Origin of the sequence: Rhizobium sp. IBUN (assembly GCF_000510625.1) — a bacterium.
GTDB classification, from domain to species: domain Bacteria; phylum Pseudomonadota; class Alphaproteobacteria; order Rhizobiales; family Rhizobiaceae; genus Rhizobium; species Rhizobium altiplani.
Genome location: NZ_AZNV01000003.1, coordinates 308,759 through 327,585, shown reverse-complemented (window position 1 = coordinate 327,585; position 18,827 = coordinate 308,759). Strand labels below are relative to the sequence as shown.

Here is an 18,827-nt window from a genome sequence, read left to right as displayed (position 1 = left end):
AGCGCACCGACGCCAACCGCCTGACCCCTTGGGGCAAGGCAATCTATAAGCGCCGCAAGGAGACGGTCGAGCGCTCGTTTGCCGATGCCAAGCAGCTTCACGGGCATCGCTATGCCCGCTTTCGAAGTCTCACCCGCGTCGCATGCCAGTGCCTGCTGGCTGCAGCCGCCCAAAACATCAAGAAGATCGCCATGGCGCTCACCAAGCCACCCAGACCAGCCATGGCATGAGGGCCAGAGGCCGCCAACTTCGCCCCGCCTCAGAACCCAACTAAAACAACCAACGTCCAAAAAACAAACCCGCCGAAAATATCGACGGGTTTGTCAGCAGTCTGACGGGCCCTCGCGGGCCCGTTTTTCGTTGTATTGGAAAGACCTCTCAGGCTCTCGCCTGAAAGGATCAGGCTTCCATCGAATAGCCGGCACCGCGCACGGTGCGGATGACGTCCTGCATGTTGGAAAAGTTCAAAGCCTTGCGCAGGCGGCCGACATGGACGTCAACAGTACGCTCGTCGACATAGATGTCGTGACCCCAGACGCCGTCGAGCAACTGCGAGCGCGAGAAGACGCGGCCGGGCGATGCCATCAAGAACTCGAGAAGGCGGAATTCGGTCGGGCCGAGGCGGACTTCGCGGCTCTTGCGGTGAACGCGGTGCGTCTCGCGATCCAGCTCGATATCGCCGCACTTCAACAGCGTCGAGAGCACCTCGGGCTTGGCACGACGCAGCATCGCCTTGACGCGAGCGACAAGCTCCGGCGTCGAGAACGGCTTGACGACGTAATCGTCAGCACCGGTCGAGAGGCCGCGAACCCGTTCGCTTTCCTCGCCACGGGCGGTCAGCATGATGATCGGCAGGCGCTCGGTTTCCGGCCGCATGCGCAGGCGGCGGCAGAGCTCGATGCCAGACACGCCCGGCAACATCCAATCGAGGATGAGAAGGTCCGGCGTGCGTTCCTGAAGCCGGATCTCGGCCTCGTCGCCGCGCAGGATGGTATCGACCTCAAAGCCTTCGGCCTCAAGGTTATAGCGGAGAAGCACGCTCAGCGCTTCTTCGTCTTCAACGACAGCTACTTTAGGGATCATTCGTTTCGGTCTCCTGGGGGCGCGGTCGCGGAATGACTATTCAGTGACTGCGCCGACGGTGTTGGCGGTATCGTCCTTCGGACGTTCGCCTTCCGGCTGGGCACCGGTGGCCATGTAGTAGATCGTTTCGGCAATGTTGGTGGCGTGGTCGCCGATGCGCTCGATGTTCTTGGCGCAGAACAGAAGATGCGTGCAGCTGGTGATGTTGCGCGGATCTTCCATCATGTAGGTGAGCATTTCACGGAACAGCGAGGTGTACATCGCGTCGATTTCCTCGTCGCGCTCACGGACCGATTTTGCTTTGTCGGCAGCACGGCTCGTGTAGACGTCGAGGACTTCCTTGAGTTGGACGAGGGCGAGCTCGGACAGGTGCTCGAGGCCGCGGGCGAGCTTGCGCGGCACGCCGGCGCTCTGTACGGCAATGACACGCTTGGCAGTGTTCTTGCCCAGGTCGCCGACGCGCTCCAGGTCTGCCGCGATGCGGATGGAGCCCATGATCTCGCGAAGATCGGCCGCCATCGGCTGGCGGCGGGCGATCGTGACGATCGCCTTGTCGCCGATCTCGCGCTCCGCGTGGTCGAGGATCACATCGTCCGAGATGACCTTCTGGGCAAGAGCCGTATCGCCGTTTACGAGCGCGCGTACGGCATCCGAGACCATCTGCTCGGCCAAGCCGCCCATTTCCGAGATACGGCGGGACAGGAACTTCAAATCATCGTCGTAGGCAGAAAAGATATGTGTCGATGCCATAGGGCTCATCCTTGAATATCGTAAGTGCTACCGAGACGGCCGATCAACCGAAGCGGCCCATGATGTAGTCCTGGGTGCGCGGATCGTCCGGGTTGGTGAACATCTTGTCGGTGTCATTCTCCTCGACGAGGTTGCCAAGGTGGAACATGGCTGTGCGCTGCGAAACACGGGCGGCCTGCTGCATCGAGTGCGTCACGATGACAATCGTGTAGTTCTCGCGGAGCTCGTGGATGAGCTCCTCGACCTTGGCCGTTGCAATCGGATCGAGTGCCGAGCATGGCTCGTCCATCAGGATGACTTCGGGGCTGACGGCGACGGCGCGGGCGATGCAGAGGCGCTGCTGCTGACCACCGGAAAGACCGGTGCCGGCTTCGTGAACGCGATCCTTCACCTCATTCCAGAGGCCGGCGCGCTGCAGGCTGTGTTCGACGATCTGGTCCATGTCGGCCTTCGACTTGGCGAGCCCATGGATACGCGGACCGTAGGCGACGTTTTCGTAGATCGTCTTCGGGAACGGGTTGGGCTTCTGGAACACCATGCCTACACGCGCGCGAAGCTCCACAACGTCGATATCCGGATCGTAGATATCTTCGCCATCGAGCGTGATCTTGCCCGTGACGCGGCAACCGTCGATCGTGTCGTTCATGCGGTTCAGGCTGCGCAGGAAGGTGGACTTGCCGCAACCGGATGGGCCAATCAGGGCGGTCACCGTGTTTTCACGGATGTTCAGCTTCACGTCGAACAGCGCGCGCTTCTCGCCGTAGTAAACGGAGACGTCCTGGCCGATCATCTTGTAGGGAATGGCGTTCATCTTCTGATCAACCGCTTTCTCAACTGCTGCTTCCGTCAACATGTTCATAATGTCTACTCCGTTTACCAGCGGCGCTCAAAGCGACGACGCAAGAGGATGGCTCCGAGGTTCATGAGGATCAGGAATAGGAGCAGGACGATAATGGCGCCGGAGGTCCGCTCGACGAAGGCGCGCTCGGCTTCATTGGCCCACATGTAGACCTGCACCGGCAGGGCCGTCGAAGGCTCCATGGGCGTCGCCGGAGCATTCGCGACGAAAGCGACCATGCCGATCAAAAGCAGCGGCGCCGTCTCCCCGAGCGCGTGCGCCAGACCGATAATCGTGCCGGTCAGGATACCGGGCATCGCAAGCGGCAGGACGTGGTGGAAGACCATCTGCATCTTGGAGGCGCCGAGGCCGAGCGCGGCCGAGCGGATCGATGGCGGGACGGCGCGAAGCGCTGCGCGGGTCGCGATGATGATCGTGGGCAAGGTCATCAGGGTCAGTACCAGGCCACCAACCAGCGACGCTGAACGCGGCAGGCCGGCGAAGTTGATGAAAACAGCAAGACCGAGCAGACCGTAGACGATGGAGGGAACCGCCGCGAGGTTGTTGATGTTGACCTCGATCAGGTCCGTCAGCTTGTTCTTCGGTGCAAATTCCTCGAGGTAAATCGAAGCGGCAACGCCGATCGGCAGGGATAGGACGAGCACGATCAACATCAGATAAAGCGAGCCAACCAGGGCGACACCAAGACCGGCGGCCTCGGGACGGCTGGAGTTGCCGTTGACGAAGAGTCCGGTGTTGAATTTCTTGTGCAGCGCACCGGTTTCCGCCAGCTGGTTCATCCAGCCAACCTGCCTGTCGTTCACCTTGCGGTTCTTCTCGTCGACCTTGAGGTCAATCTGACCCTTGTTGGCGGAGTCAACGTTGGCGTCTGCAAGCAGGGTGATGTTGACTGTCCTGCCGATGAGCGACGGATCGGCAACGACCATGTCGCGCAGCTGGATCGGCGCGCCCTTGGAGATCATAGCGGTCGCGTCACGCACCTCGGGACGGCTCGATGCATTGAGGTTCAGCGTCTTGACCATCGCGTCGCGGATGAGAACCGAATAGTTGGCCGCGATCAGCACGGACGGATCCGTTGCGCGCTTGTTGTTCGGGTCGATGGTTTTCTCGCTGAACTCGATCGGCAGCGTGATCGCCGTCTGCAGGAAGGCCGTGTAGCCCTTGCTGACGACGCTCGTCAGCAAAACCGCCAGGAAGATCAAACCAAAGGAGATCGCAGCGATGCCATAGATGCGGAACCGGCGCTCGGCGGCATAGCGGCGCTTGAGGCCGATGTCGCGACGTTCAGGCGCCTTCGAAACAACAACGCCCTGACCCGGAGAAACAATATCCGTCATTCGTACTGCTCCCGGTATTTGCGCACGATATAGAGCGCGTAGATGTTGAGGCAAAGCGTGATGAAGAACAGCGTGATACCAAGCGCGAAGGCAACCAGCGTCTGCGGCGAGGTGAACTCCAGATCACCAGTGAGCTGATTGACTATCTTGACAGTGACTGTCGTCATTGGCTCGAACGGGTTGATCTGGATGCGCGCCGCGACACCCGCCGCCAGCACCACGATCATGGTTTCGCCGATGGCGCGCGATGCAGTCATCAGAAGCGCGCCGACGATGCCGGGCAGCGCCGCGGGAAGCACCACCTTCTTGATTGTCTCCGAACGCGTCGCACCGAGACCGAGCGAACCATCGCGGAGCGCACGCGGCACAGCGGTGATGATATCGTCGGAGAGCGACGAAACGTATGGGATCAGCATGATGCCCATGACGATACCCGCTGTCAGAACGCTCTGCGCCTGAATAAAGTTCGCATAATTGCCGGTAAGGAGGCCGTTTACCTGCGAAGACAGGTCGCGGAGGAAGGGGCCGACCGTGACGAGGGCGAAAAAGCCGTAAACAATCGTCGGAATACCAGCGAGCACTTCGAGCAGCGGCTTTGCGATCGATCGCACTGCGGAGGCCGCGTATTCCGCCATGTAGATCGCCGCGAACAGGCCGACAGGCACCGCCACCAGCATCGCAACGAAGCCGATGTAGAGCGTGCCTAGCAGCAGCGGTATCAGGCCGAATTGCCCGAAGGACGAGCCGCCGGCACCGGCAAAGCGCGGATCCCAGACCGTACCGAAGAAGAAGTCTGCAGCAGGAACGACCGCGAAGAAATGCGCGGCTTCCGTCAGCATTGACAGAACGATACCGATCGTCGTCAGGATGGCGATCGAGGACGCCAGGAGCAGGCCCCAAAGCATGACACGTTCGACGCGGTTGCGTGCACGGAATCGCGGAGCGACTTCACGAAGCGCATAGAATGCGCCGGCAACGGCAAGGATGAGGACGACCGCCGTCATGACGAGGCGGCTGGAAGCCGATTCTTCGTTCAGCTTTTGCGCTGCGTCGATCATGTATGGCTGCGGCTGGCCGGCCAGCGGAACGCCCTTTGCAGCAAGCTTTGCCTGGAGGCCAGCCGGATCGCTGGCAGCACCGCTGATCTCCTCCGGGGTGAGGAGCGGCAGGCCGCGCGCAATCGCGCTGACCATCCCGTAATTCAGGTTCTGCTGCGCGGCCGGCTGCGCCTTGACGTCATCCGGGAAAGTGCTACGGACGGAAGACTCAATGATCGAAGGGCTGATCGCCAGCCAGGCGCACAGCACGATAAGTGCCGGCAGCACCGCCCAGATGGCGGCATAGGCGCCGTAGTAGCCCGGTCGCGAATGCAGCGCGGAGGACTTGCCCCCGGCAAGTGCCGTAGCACGGCTGCGCGCTGCGATGAAAGCAACGGCGCCAAGCACCACGAGACACAAGAGTATGATGGATGTACCCATTCGTTTAGGTCCCAGGCCCTTTGACCCCAAAAGCGGAAACGGCAGGCGGACCGATCCGGCTCTCAAACTTGCAGAAGTTCAGACCCCGTCCCGACTTGGCGGAACAAGGCAAAGCCGGCGCGATCTGGTGATCGCGCCGGCAAGGTCATTACATAGTCTTGCCGTCTTCAACGCCCTTGCGGATCGCGTCGCGCTCACCGTCCGGAGCGGCAACGAGGCCGTACTCGACGAGCGGGCTGTCCGGTCCGATCATCTGTTCGGATACGAAGAAGTTGACGTATTCCTTCAGGCCCGGGATGACGCCGAGGTGTGCCTTCTTGACGTAGAAGAACAGCGGACGGGAAACCGGGTACGTGCCGTCGGAGATGGTTTCGGTCGACGGAACGATACCGTTGACGGTCGCAACCTTCAGCTTGTCGGCGTTGTTTTCATAGAAGGAAAGGCCGAAGACGCCAACGCCGGTCTTGTTGGCAGCGATGCGTGCCAGCGTTTCCGGATAGTCACCGTCGATGTCGACAGCAGCGCCGTCCTTGCGGACTGCGACGCAAGCCTTGGTCTGAGCGGCGGCGTCAGAGATCGAAGCCTTGATGACGTCGAGAGCGCCGGAAGCCTTGCAGCCAGCAGCAAGAACGTTCTGTTCGAAGACTTCGCGCGTGCCGTGCTTTTCGCCCGGGATGTAGGCAGCAATGTCAACAGCCGGGAGTGCCGGGTTGACTTCCGACCACTTCTTGTAAGGGTTGGCGACGAGCTTGCCGTCAACAACGACCTGGGCAGCCAGAGCCTTATAGATGTCGGCCGGGACGTAGGCGACATCAGGGTTGGACGAGTCGGTCGCGAAGACGATGCCGTCATAGCCGATCTTCACTTCCTGGATGTCGGTGACGCCGGCTGCCTTGCAGGCGTCCAGTTCCTTGGCGTTGATCGGACGCGAAGCGTTGGCAACGTCGATGGTGTCCGGGCCGACGCCCTTGCAGAATTCCTTGAGGCCAGCGCCCGTGCCGCCGGATTCAACGACCGGCGTCTTGAAGTCCTTGAAGGTTTCGCCGAAGGTTTCGGCTACGATCTTGGCGTAAGGCAGGACGGTGGACGAGCCAGCAACCTGAACCTGGTCGCGCGCAACGGCCGCGCCAGCGAAAGCGGCGGAAGCGGCAAGTGCTGCGACCGTGAGTTTAAAAGCGTTCATAACAGTCTCCCGGGCATATAGCGGTCTGAGTGCGGCCTTGAGCGGCCTTTGCAGTGCCGTCTTCATCAGCGGCCCGCTCTCTTTAGCCCCTGATGCCCAGAGCTTTTATGTCATTTTCACGAAACATTTGTGACAGATTAAATATATGAAATCATTATACAAAGAATGCGATCCCGCACGATTGATCGCAGTTTTATGTCAAAACCGCACGGTGAAGCTCGTTCCCTTGCCGACTTCCGACTTGACGATCAAGCGCGCGCGGTGCCGCGTCAGGATATGCTTGACGATGGCAAGGCCCAACCCCGTGCCTTTCTTCGAGCGGCTGTCCTCGATGCTCACACGGTAGAAACGCTCGGTCAGTCGCGGCACATGCTCGGCCGGAATTCCCGGTCCCTTGTCGACAACCGTGACCTCCACCGGCTCGCCCGGTGCATTCTTCAGGAACACATCGACGGTCTTGCCCTCCTGCCCATACTTGCAGGCATTTTCCATCAGGTTTTCAAAAACCTGGACCAGTTCGTCGCGGTCGCCAAGCACCTCTGCCTTGCCCAGCGGAAGATGCAGCACGATCTCAACGCCGACATCGTTTGCGAGTGGTGCCAGCGAGTCCCTCACATGGCCGAGAAGTGGAACGAGATCGACCTTCTGATCCGGGGCGATGTGTGACTTGAGTTCCAGCCGCGACAAGGACAGGAGGTCGTCGACAAGACGGCTCATACGAGTGGCCTGATCCAGCATGATGCCGAGAAAGCGCTCCTGCGCCTTGCCGTCATTCTTCGCCGGGCCCTGGATAGTCTCTATGAAGCCGCGCAGGGACGCGAGTGGCGTGCGCAACTCGTGGCTGGCATTGGCGACGAAATCGGAGCGCATGCGGTCGATGCGGCGAACCTCGGAAATGTCCCGGAAGGAGAGCACGAAGAAACGCTCATCAGCCGGCTGCTGTTCGTCAAACTCCACGGGGGCGCTGCGGACGATGTAAACGCGCTCGGATGGCAGGCGTTCGGAGTGCTCGATCTGGTTCGGCGCGTTGGTTGCAATCGTTTCGCTGACCATGTCGAGGATGCCAGGCGAGCGCAGGCGAGCGGAAATATGCGCACCAATGGCGGCCTCGCCGAAAGCCTTTTCGGCCGCGCGGTTCTGGTAAAGCACCGAGGCATCACCGGAAAGCACCATGACGGGGATGTCGAGCGCGGCAAGCGCCGCGGCAACCTCGGCCAAGCGGTTCCCGGGCGCTTCGATAGTCTCGGGAACTGGTTCCAGCTGGACTTTCGGGAGGGCCGCCGGAACCGTGTGCCACAACGCCGTGATGATCATTAGCAACAGAAGACCGAGCACGACCCACTTGTTTGCGCCTGCAGCCAGAGCAATCAGGGCAATCAGCAGAGCCACGAGCAGGACGGGACGCTCCTGCCGAATGCGTGCAATCAGGCTTCGTGTCCATGGCGCTTTGTCTTCCAACTGCCCCTCGCGGTTTTCGGCTCGTACTCTTATCTTCAAACTCTGCCTGATAGCCGTGATTCATGACAGAAGTTTTCGCCTGCACACGACACGCGGAAAGCCTTTGCTGCGAACACACAGAAATTTCCACGATCCGCAAGACATTTGATTTTCAACAGGAAATATGGTCGCCTGTATGCGACGAAGTTCACCGGAGAAGAAGCCATGGCCGATGATGTCGAAAGCAGAGCCGTCGAACTGGACATCCGCGGAGAGAAGCGCGTCTTTGATGTCGACAATGCCTTGCTGCCGGACTGGGTTGACAAGGCGGCTTTGGAATCCGGCGGCTATCCATACGACAAACACCTCAAGGAAGAACAATACCTTGAAGAACTCAAAAAGCTGCAAATCGAGTTGGTCAAGGTGCAGTTCTGGCTGCAGGCCACCGGCAAGCGGGTCATGGCGCTTTTCGAGGGACGGGATGCGGCGGGCAAGGGCGGCGCGATTTCTGCCTCATCGGCGCACATGAATCCCCGCCTTGCCCGGGCGGTCGCATTGGCCAAGCCCACCGATCGTGAGGCCGGGCAATGGTATTTCCAGCGCTATGTCGCGCAATTCCCGACCGCGGGCGAGTTCGTGCTCTTCGACCGGTCCTGGTACAATCGTGCCGGCGTCGAGCCCGTCATGGGCTTCTGCACACACAAGCAATACGAAGATTTCCTGAACCAGGCGCCTCAGCTTGAGAAGGTCATCGCGCACGAGGGTATCTTCTTCTTCAAGTTCTATCTCGATATCGGCCGCGAGATGCAACTGAAGCGCTTCCACGATCGGCGCCACGACCCGCTCAAGGTCTGGAAACTGTCGTCGATGGACATCGCAGCGCTGACGAAATGGGGCGACTACAGCGAGAAACGCGACCGGATGCTGAAAGAGACACATACGGAATTCGCGCCCTGGACGGTCATTCGTGCCAATGACAAGCGTCGCGCCCGGCTAAACCTGATCCGGCACATGCTGAAGACGATGGATTATGACGGCAAGGACAAGGATGCCATCGGCAAGCTCGATGACAAGATCATCGGCTCGGGTCCGCATTTCCTGAAATAGCCTATTGCCCCGGCAGGATTCGGATAGCGTAGAGGTTGATGCCGCGCGCCTTGCCGTCGACATCGCTGTTGATGATCAGACGTCCGGCGGCGTTCGGCGCCAGCGAGCGATCGAAGCGGACCTGGAGAAGCACATCCGACTTCTGCCGGGTGACCGAGAAACGGTGACGGGCGCAGTCGCCGAGCGACTGGAAATCGCATTCCACCGTAACCTGAGTTGGTTCGTCGGACGTCGATTGCAGCGTGATTGCAATCGTCGAGGACTTGCCGGCCAACTGCTGAAGGACATCGGCGGGAACGCTGATGCTGATATTGCCGTCGCTGTCGTTGCTCTGCGAGATCAGGCGGACCGCGGTGCCCTCGTTTTCCGCAACATTCTGAATTTCCGCCCGTGCACCGGTCTTGATCTTGTCCGCATTGGACGGCTTGAAAACCTCAATCCAGTCGGCGGAGAAGGAGTTCTGCGGGTCGATCGCAACCGGCGCCGCATTGCCTGCTGCACCGCTGTCGCCACTGTTGTCCGCGCCGTCGAAGTCTTCCGGCTGAGTGCTCGCCGGCGGATTGGCAACGCTTGTATCTCGTTCCGCAGCGGTCTTAAGCACGCCCGAGGTGTATACCCACCACGCACCCATGCCGATGAAGGCCAGGAGCACGCAGGCGACAAGCAGTCGGGAGAAAAACTTGCGCGGCTTGCGTCGAACCGCGGCGCGCTCCGGCCGGAAATCCATCTGCGTGGGCTTTCGCTCCGCCGCTGGCGATTCAGCGACCGGCTCGGCGCCAAGATGATTGCCGCTCCCGGCATGGACGCCGGCGAGGCTGGATTCATCGTCGAAGCGTGGGTCGGTAACCGAATGCTCACGGGTTTCGCCGCCAATCGAAACGTTCGCGACTTCTTCCTCTGCCACATGATCAGCCGGCCTTGGTACTTCCACCACGGGGGGAACAGCAACTTCCGGCGGCCCCTGGCGCGGATGAAGGCGTTCGCGCTCCTCCGCTTCGATCATATGGATCGTCGTTTCGAGCCTGTGGCGATGATAGGCGACCGCTTCCGTCTCGGTGATGTCCTGCTTGCGGAGACCGGCTTCAAGAGCCTGACGCGCGGACTGATAAATCTTTGCACGGACTTCGGGATTGTCGCGATCGGCATTGCTGAGCGCCGTTTTGATAGCCGTTTCTAATCCGCTCACGTCCGGTCCTTTACTCTGAGACTGGGCTTTGTACTTAACAATTCGTAAATGCGGTAGCCGCTGCCGCCGCAAATCGCAAGCCTCACCCGGTGTCCGGGTTCGCATCGGCAGGGGATAACGCAGGAGACCCTGACCGTCCTATGTCCTTGCAACAATAGCCGATATTTGAAGAATCGATAGAGCGCACTTTTCCTCTGTCAAAGTCTCTGCTATCACATTGACGTTTTCGTAAACGTCAATTCCTACGGTGTCCCATGGCCCTGCCTCCGATCCTGACCCAGAATCTCAGATTGCCGGTCGTCGCCTCCCCGCTCTTCATCATTTCGCACCCGGCACTGACGCTGGCGCAGTGCAAGGCTGGGATCGTTGGCGCCTTCCCGGCCCTGAATGCGCGGCCGGAAAGCCAGCTCGACGAATGGCTCGCCATTATCACCGAGGATCTCGCCGCGCACAACGCCGCGAACCCCGAACGGCCAGCGGCTCCGTTTGCCGTCAACCAGATCGTCCATATGTCGAACAAGCGGCTGGAGCACGATCTGAGGCTCTGCGTCAAATATAAGGTGCCGGTTGTCATCTCGTCACTCGGCGCCGTGCCGGAAGTGAACGCCGCGGTGCACTCCTACGGCGGCATCGTGCTTCACGACGTCATCAACAATCGCCATGCGAACTCAGCCATCCGCAAGGGCGCGGACGGGCTGATTGCCGTCGCAGCCGGTGCCGGCGGCCATGCCGGCACGCTTTCGCCGTTCGCGCTTGTCCAGGAAATCCGCGAATGGTTCGACGGGCCGTTGCTGCTTGCCGGCGCGATAGCCAATGGCGGTGCCATCCTCGCGGCGCAAGCGATGGGCGCCGACATGGCCTATATCGGCACGCCCTTCATCGCGACCAAAGAGGCCCGCGCCTCAGACGCCTACAAGCAGGCGATTGTCGACGGCATGGCGAACGACATCGTCTATTCCAACTACTTCACCGGCGTGCATGGCAATTATCTCAAACCGTCGGTGAAGGCCGTCGGCCTCGACCCCGACAATCTGCCGGTCGCCGATCCCTCGAAAATGGATTTCGAACAGGCCGTCGGCGGTGCCAAGGCATGGAAGGACATTTGGGGCAGCGGACAAGGCATCGGCGTCATCAAGGCGATCGAACCAGTCGGCAAGCTCGTCGACCGGCTGGAAGCCGAATATGCGGCTGCCCGGACGCGGCTGTCACTGTAGAGATCGGCGGCGGATTTCCACAGCACCGTTCTTTTTTGCCGAAGAGCCGACAGGGCGCTTGAAATCTTCAAACAATGCCTGTATCAGCCCATGCAAATCGCGGGCCGCATGGTTCGGCCGCAGGGATTGCCGCTTTAGCTCAGTCGGTAGAGCACATCATTCGTAATGATGGGGTCACGTGTTCGAGTCACGTAAGCGGCACCATTCTTTCCTTGATAAATCAAATAGTTATCAAGGGTCGCGCTCCACCAAGCCCGTTGCAATTCATCACTGTCACACCACGGTCACAGCATGAGGTTTTGCAATGGCGACCATCCGTAGGCGCAATGGAAAGTATCAGGTGCAGGTCCGCGTTCAGGGCTGCGCCCCACTCTCCAAGACATACAGCCGCCTCGAAGACGCAAAGACTTGGGCACAGCTCACGGAGGTTGAGGCCGAGCAAATCGGCTTGCCCGCCGATCGCCGCACCGCCGGAACCCGATCCCGTCGACCTTATGAAGCCCTTTCCGGCCGGAGTCATGAAGATGTGGCCCGTCGGCAGAAAGGTCGGCTTGCCGAGGAACGACACGCCCGACGCCTTGACGAGATTGATCCAGATGCAGAACCAAGAATGGTCTAGCTGGCCTCAAATGGGCGGCATAGCTGGGCCGAAGCCGCAGGATCGGGAGAGAAGCTCAGGCGTTGCCTCCGAAGAGCTAAGCTTCTCTCCCTCTGGCATTCGAGATTTCGTCCTGTACAGGATGCTCGGTCCCCGCTGCGCCCTGTTTAAGCCGCACCGTTCGGTTTGCCATGCGGGAACATTAGCGATCCCGGAAATAATTGAAACAAGTTTCTGAGGTGCGTGAAGGACGACTCCTACGGCAGTGACGGCGGAGGTTGACGCACTGCCAGTTCGAGGAGGCTGAAGATATGGTTGACCTGCCGAACTGGCAGTACATCATAGGCCATGTTTGTCGGTGCTTTACGAGGATGTGAGCAATGACCCCTGCCCGTTTCACGGAATGCCTTCTTCATATCCGGTGGACGCCGATCAATCTGGCATCGGCCCTGCAATGCGACCTTTCATGGGTGGAAGCGCTGGAGGCCGGGAACGCTGAAGTTCCAGCTGGCTTGGCCTCGTGGCTCGAAACGCTTGCTCAAGCTCACGAGGCGCTTCCTCCGCCGACCACATATCGCGGCAAACACTCGGAATGACCCGCTACCCTGCAAAGCATTAAGTTCGCGGACGACGTCGGCTGACCGAAGATCAACTGGCAACCGTCCCGCGGCGGGCGTATGATAATCGTGTTACCCGTGGGAGCGTACACCGGCGGGTTGCTCGGCGGTGGCCCTGAGGTTTATGGCAGCCCACCAGCACGGCCCCAGGGTCTTCGCTGAGTGTCGAACCAGCAGTGGGGCCCTTTTCTTTAATATTAGTCATTCCTAAATACTAAATTGACCCTGAACTCTTAGCTTCCGGCACGTTGCTTTTGGAGCCAGGACCCCAGCCCCTCCAGAGCAATGGGGTGTGCGGTTGGGGCTCAAGGCGAATTTGCTTCGACCGCGCGCCCTCAATGCTCTTGTCCGAGCTGTCATCAAAATCGACCATGATGCCGTGACTCGTTTCCAGGGGGATAGAACCCCGGATCTCTCCACTACGCCCCGTACCACGTCGATGCTCAGGTAAAGTGCCATGGCTGCGGGACACAGCGACCATTCGACAGAAACAGGCCTGCCGGATCGATTGAGGCAGGCGTATATTGATGAGATCCAACCTCGGTTGAAGTGCTCCGTGTGTGGAGCGAATGGCGGGGAAATGCTTTTCGGGCAATACGCAGTGAGGAAGAGCCGTGAACCGCTTCGAGATCCCAGCATGATATTCGCCTTCCTCCTCGTCGTCGGCGCTTTAGCCTTTATCTGGATAGCCTTCTGGATGCTGGGAGCGTGGGTGTTTGGATGTCTTCGCCCGCGCCAGCCCCGAGCACAAGCTCAGGCTCGTGAAGGCAATCCAAGCCAATCGTCAGATTGTCGCCATGACCGGAGACGGCGTCAACGATGCGCCGGCGCTGAAGAAGGCCGATATTGGAGTGGCGATGGGCATCAAGGGCACGGAGGTGACGAAAGAGGCCGCGGAGATGATCCTCGCCGACGACAATTTCGCCTCGATCTCGGCGGCCGTAAAGGTCAGCGCCTCGGCCCATGTCAGTGCCGCCCGTTCGCGATCCGTATAGAGCTCCGATTCATGCCAGGCGTTTAACAAGAGCATCCGCTCTTCTGTCTCGCCCAGCTTCAACGCGTCCTGACGATGCATGTGCAGGCAATTGGCGCATCCGTTTATCTGGGACCCGCGCACCTTGACGAGCTCCATCAGCGTGGGATCGAAGCTCTTGGCAATCCAGGCCTCCACGGCAACGAGGCCTTCTATGCCTCCGTTCTTCCTGGCCAGTATGTTCAAACGCTTGGTCATCATGCTCTCCGTGACATGAGTGATCGGGACGTTGCGCCCGGACAGGAGGTATCCCCGACATCGTGGATCATCCATCTGGCCGGTCGATGCGCCCGGCCTAACGCGGAATTCAGCAGACGCCCGCCGATCGATCAGGCCTTCCGCCGTTCGGGACACCCCTTCCTATACTTCGGCAGGAGATGAGCGCGTCCCCGGTAGAATGGTTCAAGACGGGGATCCAACGCATTGTCCCGCCATCGGAGTCGCATCCGGGCGTGGCTTTCGCTGATCCCACACACGGAATGCTGACACTGGCGGGTTTCAATCAAGATCCGGGCACATGACCCAAGAAGGAGACTAGGCATGAAAATCGTTGTCATTGGCGGCACCGGACTGATCGGCTCGAAGACCGTCGAACGGCTGCGGAAAAAGGGCCACGAGGTCCTCGCAGCATCCCCAAATACGGGTGTCGACACTCTGACCGGCAAGGGCCTGGACGACGGGCTGGCTGGCGCGAAGGTGGTGATCGACCTCGCCAATTCGCCCTCGTTCGAGGACAAGGCGGTGATGGAATTCTTCCAGACCGCGGGACGTAACCTCCTCAAGGCAGCCGCCGTGGCAGGCGTCGAACATCATATCGCCCTTTCCATTGTCGGCGTGGAGCGGCTCGAGGGCAGCGGCTACATGCGCGCCAAGATGGCCCAGGAAGCGCTGATCCGTGCTTCTGGCATTCCCTACACGATCGTGCATTCGACGCAGTTCCTGGAATTCATTCCGGGCATCGTCCAGTCAGGCACGGTCGACCAGACGGTGCATCTGTCCTCCGCCTATGTGCAGCCGATCTCGTCGGAGGACGTCGCCGACGCCATGGCCGACGTGGCCCTCGGTAAACCCCTGAATGGCATCATCGAGATTGCCGGTCCGGAGAAATTTCGCCTCAACGAGATCGCGGCGCAGTTCCTGAAGTCGACCGGCGATTCCCGCCAGGTCGTCGCCGATCCGCATGCGCCTTATTTCGGCACCGAGCTCGCCGAGGGCTCGCTCGTGCCGATCGGCGACGCCCGGCTTGGCCGCGTCAGCTTCCAGGACTGGCTCAGCCACTACCAGCCGAGAACGTAACCCCTTCGGAGGGGCGCGGCGCATCCGGCAAGACCCATGCTGCCCCTTCCATGCACAATCACGACAGGAGAACCAGCATGTTCCGGACCTTTATGGCGGCAACCGCATTGACGGCCGTCCTCGGCGGCGCCGCCGTCGCGCATGACACTTCCTCCGGTGACGCGAAAGTCACCATCGTTTACGACCAGAAGCTTCCCAACGTGCCCGGCAAGAGCATGAAGGGCGTGCTGGTCGAGTATGCGCCGGGCGGCACCTCGCCTGCCCACACGCATCCGAACTCAGCCTTCATCTATGCAACGGTCCTCGAAGGCGCAATCCGCAGTCAGGTCAATAGCGGCCCGGTCACGACCTACCATGCCGGCGAAAGCTTCTCGGAGTTTCCCGGCGATCACCACGCCGTCAGCGAGAATGCAAGCAAGACCGAGCCGGCGCGCCTGCTTGCGGTCTTCGTCGTCGATACCGACGAGAAGAACATAACGATCGACGACAAGTGAGACAAACCTCTGCGATGCCCGGCCAATGCCTGACATCGCAGCCCTCACCCGCCGATATTTCGAGAGACTCAGATCAACAAGGCTTGGACCCATGAGCGCGACAGCAATGCGAACACTTGCCGGAATTTCGGTCCCCCAGACGCCACTCGTCGAGCGCGCGCTGGAGCATGCGCGCCAGGCATGCGAGCCCTATCTCTTCAACCACGTTGTCCGCTCCTGGCTGTTTGCCGAGCGGATCGGGCAGCTTCATGCCATCGAGCACGACGCGGAAGTCTTGGCCGTCGGCACGCTGCTGCATGACATAACGCTGAACGAGAGATTTGCGGGACCACGGCGGTTCGAGGTGGAGGCCGCGGATCTGGCGCGCGGATTTGCGACGGAAGCGGGGCTAGACAAGTATCGCGCCCAACAGATCTGGGATTGCGTCGCGCTCAACTCGACGCCGTCGATCGGCCTCTACAAGGAAGCCGAGGTCGCACTCTGCACCGCCGGCATCTGCCTCGACGTCGTCGGCCTGCACTACAGTTCCATTCCCTCGGCTGAGATGAAGGCGATCGTCGCCGAATTTCCGCGGCTTGGGATGAAGCAGCAGATGACCCTGTGCTTTTGCCACATCGCCGCGACACAGCCGGAAACGACTTACGACAACTTCACGCGGGATTTCGGGGAGCGCCTGGTTCCTGGCTATAAAGTGCCGACCTCCTCGGTCGATCTGGTGGCAAATGCGCCCTTCGATGAGTGATCGCCATGTTCGATGCGATGGACGTGCACTTCGAACAGGAAGAGCTGCAAGGGCCTGCACTCACCATCGCAGGCCCCCTATCGGTAACCCACACCGCACATAGACAAGCAAGAAAACGCGCGCTCCATCAGCGCGTGTTTTGCGTCGTGAACGCCTCGGTGCGAGCAACCGCCCTAATCGTTCGATGCGGTCACCTAGACTTTCGCACAGTCCCCAGATGCTTCCGCCCAATGGTTTTCCGGGCCGCCGGTCGCCATCCTCCGTCGCGTGTCAATTACCGCGAAGGATAGAAAATGCGCAATATTTCAAACCCATCGACTGTCAGTGTCTCACGTCGCGACGCCCTGCTCGGCAGCCTCACCGCCGGGATCGCCGTGGGCCTGCCGGCGGTTGCCTCCGCAAAGACGCCGAAGCACCCCCTCCCCGCCACCAGCAACTACGGAACGCAAGCCATGAGCACGATCACCACCAAGGACGGAACGGAAATCTACTACAAGGATTGGGGCACCGGTCCAGTCGTCACCTTCTCGCATGGCTGGCCGTTGAACTCCGACGCCTGGGACGGCCAGATGCTCTTTCTCGCCCAGCACGGCTTCCGCGTCGTGGCGCACGATCGCCGCGGCCACGGACGATCCAGCCAGCCGACATCCGGAAACGATATGAACGGATACGCCGACGATCTGGCCGCCCTGATCGAGGCGCTTGACCTCAAGGACGTGACACTGGTCGGCCACTCCACCGGCGGTGGCGAAGTCGCCCGCTATATCGGCCGGCACGGCACGAAGCGTGTCGCCAAGGCTGTGCTCATCGCCGCGGTGCCGCCGGTCATGGTGAAATCAGAGGCCAATCCGGAAGGCCTGCCGATCGAAGCGTTCGACGCGATCCGCGCCGGCCTCGTCAAGGATCGCTCGCAATTCTACCGCGACCTTGCCCCGCAATTTTATGGCGCCAACCGACCGGGCTCAAACGTCTCCCAGGGCACACTCGACCAGTTCTGGCTCTGGAGCATGCAGGCCGGCCTGCTGAACGCCTATGAATGCGTCAAGGCATTCTCGGAAACCGACTTCACCGAAGACCTGAAGAAGTTCGACGTGCCGACGCTCGTCCTGCACGGGGAGGATGACCAGATCGTTCCGGTCAAGGATTCCGCCGTCAAGTCCGCCCGGGTGATCAAGGGCGCCAAGGACATCTACTATCCCGGCGCGCCGCACGGCATCACCGCCACACATCAGGACCAGGTCAACGCTGACCTGCTCGCCTTCCTCAAGGCCTGACGCTCGTAACTTGGACCATCGGTGGCGCGGCAAGGCCGCGCCATTTCCATTCAAGCCCTTTCCGTCATCGCCCTTTAAGGAAATCCAACATGTCGAAGACCTGGCTCATAACCGGCAGCGCCAGCGGGATCGGCCTGAGCACGGCCGAACTCGTCCTCGCGCGCGGCGAAAACCTCGTCGCGACGGCCCGAAACGTCGACCGCCTTCTCAACCTTGCGCGCCGCTACGGCAAGCAGGTGGAACTCATCGAACTGGATGTGACAAATACGCCAGCAGCACGCGGAGCAGTCGACACCGCGATGGAACGGTTCGGTCGCCTCGACGTGCTGCTGAACAATGCAGGTTACGCGCATCTCAGTCCCTTCGAACAGGGCTCGGAAGATGATTTCAAGGCGGAGATCGACACCAATTTCTACGGTGTGGTCAATCTCACGCGCGCGGCGCTCCCTGTAATGCGCCGTCAAAAATCAGGGCATATCATCAATATTTCGTCCAGCTCGGCGCGCTTCGGCAGTCCTGGGTCGACCGCCTATACTGCCGCCAAATGGGCGGCGAGCGGTTTCACCGCTTCGCTAGCCAAGGAGGTCAAGCCGTTCGACGTCAAGGCCATCGCCATCGAACCTGGCAGCATCCGCACGAACTGGACGCGGGTTGCCCGTGGGCACGTCCCGCCGCTGTTGCCGGAATACGAACCGACCATCGGCGCGATCATGAGGATGACTGAAGGCTATGCCGGCACCGAGCCCGGCGACCCGGACAAGGTGGCCGTCGTCATCTTCGATCTTTCGCGCCGGGATGATCTGCCAGAACAACTCGTCCTCGGAAGCGATGCCCTGGGACGGATTGCCCAAAGCGATGCGGTTCGATCCGCAGCCGCTCTCTATTGGGACAAGATCAGCCGGTCGACGGACTTCGACGAGCCGACCACTCCCCTCCCACTTCTGGACTGAGACCGGAACCGTTACAGGGTTTTCGATGCGGTCTTGGGGGGCTCGGCTGGCACATCTTGCTGCCGGCCCTCATGTCTTGCGCATTCTTCTGGACCAGGTCTCCTTCGGCTCTGCGGCAGCATCGCCACCAACATATGGATTTCCATAAGTTGCGGCGGTGCGGTGGCGCGATTAGGGTGCGGCATAGCT

18 protein-coding genes, 1 tRNA gene and 2 pseudogenes are annotated in these 18,827 nt (G+C 60.5%); 12 read left to right on the top strand and 9 right to left on the bottom strand.

What is annotated here, in order from left to right; all coding sequences use genetic code 11:
- On the top strand, positions 1 to 230 hold a 230-nt coding region (locus RHIBUN_RS0105685), incomplete at its 5' end, for a transposase (RefSeq protein ID WP_025658812.1).
- Positions 231 to 399: 169 nt separating this feature from the next.
- On the opposite strand, the gene phoB is transcribed toward RHIBUN_RS0105685, so the two are convergent.
- The 7 genes from phoB to phoR form a co-directional block, all read right to left on the bottom strand.
- A complete protein-coding gene (gene phoB, locus RHIBUN_RS0105680) occupies positions 400 to 1,083 on the bottom strand; it encodes a phosphate regulon transcriptional regulator PhoB (RefSeq protein ID WP_007529789.1) in 684 nt (227 codons plus the stop codon).
- A gap of 36 nt (positions 1,084 to 1,119) precedes the next feature.
- Positions 1,120 to 1,833 carry a phosphate signaling complex protein PhoU gene (gene phoU / locus RHIBUN_RS0105675; protein ID WP_025658811.1) on the bottom strand — a complete coding sequence of 238 codons (714 nt, stop codon included), beginning with the start codon at positions 1,831 to 1,833 and terminating at the stop codon, positions 1,120 to 1,122.
- A gap of 43 nt (positions 1,834 to 1,876) precedes the next feature.
- Positions 1,877 to 2,692, bottom strand: coding sequence for a phosphate ABC transporter ATP-binding protein PstB (gene pstB / locus RHIBUN_RS0105670; protein ID WP_025658810.1), 816 nt, complete (start codon positions 2,690 to 2,692; stop codon positions 1,877 to 1,879).
- Between the two features lie 14 nt (positions 2,693 to 2,706).
- On the bottom strand, positions 2,707 to 4,029 hold the full coding sequence (pstA, locus tag RHIBUN_RS0105665) for a phosphate ABC transporter permease PstA (RefSeq protein ID WP_018857628.1): 1,323 nt from the start codon (positions 4,027 to 4,029) through the stop codon (positions 2,707 to 2,709).
- Positions 4,026 to 5,507 (bottom strand): phosphate ABC transporter permease subunit PstC, encoded by a 1,482-nt coding sequence (gene pstC, locus RHIBUN_RS0105660; protein ID WP_025658809.1) that lies wholly within the window; start codon positions 5,505 to 5,507, stop codon positions 4,026 to 4,028. Before pstC ends, pstA begins: the two co-directional genes overlap by 4 nt.
- A 148-nt stretch (positions 5,508 to 5,655) precedes the next feature.
- Positions 5,656 to 6,690 (bottom strand): substrate-binding domain-containing protein, encoded by a 1,035-nt coding sequence (locus RHIBUN_RS0105655; protein ID WP_025658808.1) that lies wholly within the window; start codon positions 6,688 to 6,690, stop codon positions 5,656 to 5,658.
- Positions 6,691 to 6,888: 198 nt separating this feature from the next.
- Positions 6,889 to 8,115 (bottom strand): phosphate regulon sensor histidine kinase PhoR, encoded by a 1,227-nt coding sequence (gene phoR / locus RHIBUN_RS0105650; RefSeq protein WP_025658807.1) that lies wholly within the window; start codon positions 8,113 to 8,115, stop codon positions 6,889 to 6,891.
- Positions 8,116 to 8,352: 237 nt separating this feature from the next.
- On the opposite strand from phoR, the gene ppk2 reads away from it, so the two are divergent.
- Positions 8,353 to 9,234 carry a polyphosphate kinase 2 gene (gene ppk2, locus RHIBUN_RS0105645; protein WP_025658806.1) on the top strand — a complete coding sequence of 294 codons (882 nt, stop codon included), beginning with the start codon at positions 8,353 to 8,355 and terminating at the stop codon, positions 9,232 to 9,234.
- Position 9,235: 1 nt separating this feature from the next.
- Here ppk2 and RHIBUN_RS0105640 read toward each other — a convergent pair whose 3' ends face one another.
- Positions 9,236 to 10,420 carry a hypothetical protein gene (locus tag RHIBUN_RS0105640; protein ID WP_025658805.1) on the bottom strand — a complete coding sequence of 395 codons (1,185 nt, stop codon included), beginning with the start codon at positions 10,418 to 10,420 and terminating at the stop codon, positions 9,236 to 9,238.
- 254 nt (positions 10,421 to 10,674) lie between these two features.
- Between RHIBUN_RS0105640 and RHIBUN_RS0105635 the strand changes: the two genes are divergently transcribed.
- From RHIBUN_RS0105635 to RHIBUN_RS35140, 5 genes and pseudogenes are all read left to right on the top strand, one after another.
- The gene (locus RHIBUN_RS0105635) at positions 10,675 to 11,634 is read left to right on the top strand and encodes a nitronate monooxygenase family protein (protein WP_025658804.1); all 960 of its coding nucleotides are present in this window, start codon (positions 10,675 to 10,677) and stop codon (positions 11,632 to 11,634) included.
- A gap of 128 nt (positions 11,635 to 11,762) precedes the next feature.
- Positions 11,763 to 11,838, top strand: a tRNA-Thr gene (locus RHIBUN_RS0105630).
- Between the two features lie 266 nt (positions 11,839 to 12,104).
- Positions 12,105 to 12,253: pseudogene (locus tag RHIBUN_RS37980) on the top strand (SOS response-associated peptidase); the annotation flags it as partial.
- 359 nt (positions 12,254 to 12,612) lie between these two features.
- The gene (locus RHIBUN_RS37195) at positions 12,613 to 12,828 is read left to right on the top strand and encodes a hypothetical protein (protein ID WP_018857635.1); all 216 of its coding nucleotides are present in this window, start codon (positions 12,613 to 12,615) and stop codon (positions 12,826 to 12,828) included.
- Positions 12,829 to 13,610: 782 nt separating this feature from the next.
- Positions 13,611 to 13,844: an HAD hydrolase family protein gene (locus RHIBUN_RS35140; RefSeq protein WP_280949562.1), complete on the top strand. Its 234-nt coding sequence runs from the start codon at positions 13,611 to 13,613 to the stop codon at positions 13,842 to 13,844.
- On the opposite strand, the pseudogene RHIBUN_RS35135 reads toward RHIBUN_RS35140, so the two are convergent.
- Positions 13,796 to 14,080, bottom strand: a pseudogene (locus RHIBUN_RS35135) (carboxymuconolactone decarboxylase family protein); the annotation flags it as partial. The gene RHIBUN_RS35140 and the pseudogene RHIBUN_RS35135 sit on opposite strands and share 49 nt — an antisense overlap.
- A gap of 342 nt (positions 14,081 to 14,422) precedes the next feature.
- Here RHIBUN_RS35135 and RHIBUN_RS0105610 point away from each other — a divergent pair.
- The 5 genes from RHIBUN_RS0105610 (at position 14,423) to RHIBUN_RS0105590 (ending at position 18,638) form a co-directional block, all read left to right on the top strand.
- Positions 14,423 to 15,178 (top strand): SDR family oxidoreductase, encoded by a 756-nt coding sequence (locus RHIBUN_RS0105610; protein WP_025658801.1) that lies wholly within the window; start codon positions 14,423 to 14,425, stop codon positions 15,176 to 15,178.
- Between the two features lie 77 nt (positions 15,179 to 15,255).
- Positions 15,256 to 15,672, top strand: coding sequence for a cupin domain-containing protein (locus RHIBUN_RS0105605; RefSeq protein ID WP_018857642.1), 417 nt, complete (start codon positions 15,256 to 15,258; stop codon positions 15,670 to 15,672).
- A 91-nt stretch (positions 15,673 to 15,763) separates the two neighbouring features.
- Positions 15,764 to 16,414 carry a hypothetical protein gene (locus RHIBUN_RS0105600; protein WP_025658800.1) on the top strand — a complete coding sequence of 217 codons (651 nt, stop codon included), beginning with the start codon at positions 15,764 to 15,766 and terminating at the stop codon, positions 16,412 to 16,414.
- A gap of 293 nt (positions 16,415 to 16,707) precedes the next feature.
- Positions 16,708 to 17,688 carry an alpha/beta hydrolase gene (locus RHIBUN_RS0105595; protein WP_025658799.1) on the top strand — a complete coding sequence of 327 codons (981 nt, stop codon included), beginning with the start codon at positions 16,708 to 16,710 and terminating at the stop codon, positions 17,686 to 17,688.
- Between the two features lie 89 nt (positions 17,689 to 17,777).
- On the top strand, positions 17,778 to 18,638 hold the full coding sequence (locus tag RHIBUN_RS0105590) for an SDR family oxidoreductase (RefSeq protein ID WP_025658798.1): 861 nt from the start codon (positions 17,778 to 17,780) through the stop codon (positions 18,636 to 18,638).
- The last annotated feature ends 189 nt before the right edge of the window (positions 18,639 to 18,827 follow it).

Excerpts from the sequence above, each read along its gene's own strand:
- phoB (WP_007529789.1), bottom strand. The coding sequence starts at position 1,083 with ATGATCCCTAAAGTAGCTGTCGTTGAAGACGAAGAAGCGCTGAGCGTG.
- phoU (WP_025658811.1), bottom strand. The coding sequence starts at position 1,833 with ATGGCATCGACACATATCTTTTCTGCCTACGACGATGATTTGAAGTTC.
- pstB (WP_025658810.1), bottom strand. The coding sequence starts at position 2,692 with ATGAACATGTTGACGGAAGCAGCAGTTGAGAAAGCGGTTGATCAGAAG.
- pstA (WP_018857628.1), bottom strand. The coding sequence starts at position 4,029 with ATGACGGATATTGTTTCTCCGGGTCAGGGCGTTGTTGTTTCGAAGGCG.
- pstC (WP_025658809.1), bottom strand. The coding sequence starts at position 5,507 with ATGGGTACATCCATCATACTCTTGTGTCTCGTGGTGCTTGGCGCCGTT.
- RHIBUN_RS0105655 (WP_025658808.1), bottom strand. The coding sequence starts at position 6,690 with ATGAACGCTTTTAAACTCACGGTCGCAGCACTTGCCGCTTCCGCCGCT.
- ppk2 (WP_025658806.1), top strand. The coding sequence starts at position 8,353 with ATGGCCGATGATGTCGAAAGCAGAGCCGTCGAACTGGACATCCGCGGA.
- RHIBUN_RS0105635 (WP_025658804.1), top strand. The coding sequence starts at position 10,675 with ATGGCCCTGCCTCCGATCCTGACCCAGAATCTCAGATTGCCGGTCGTC.
- RHIBUN_RS37195 (WP_018857635.1), top strand. The coding sequence starts at position 12,613 with ATGACCCCTGCCCGTTTCACGGAATGCCTTCTTCATATCCGGTGGACG.
- RHIBUN_RS0105610 (WP_025658801.1), top strand. The coding sequence starts at position 14,423 with ATGAAAATCGTTGTCATTGGCGGCACCGGACTGATCGGCTCGAAGACC.
- RHIBUN_RS0105605 (WP_018857642.1), top strand. The coding sequence starts at position 15,256 with ATGTTCCGGACCTTTATGGCGGCAACCGCATTGACGGCCGTCCTCGGC.
- RHIBUN_RS0105600 (WP_025658800.1), top strand. The coding sequence starts at position 15,764 with ATGAGCGCGACAGCAATGCGAACACTTGCCGGAATTTCGGTCCCCCAG.
- RHIBUN_RS0105595 (WP_025658799.1), top strand. The coding sequence starts at position 16,708 with ATGCGCAATATTTCAAACCCATCGACTGTCAGTGTCTCACGTCGCGAC.
- RHIBUN_RS0105590 (WP_025658798.1), top strand. The coding sequence starts at position 17,778 with ATGTCGAAGACCTGGCTCATAACCGGCAGCGCCAGCGGGATCGGCCTG.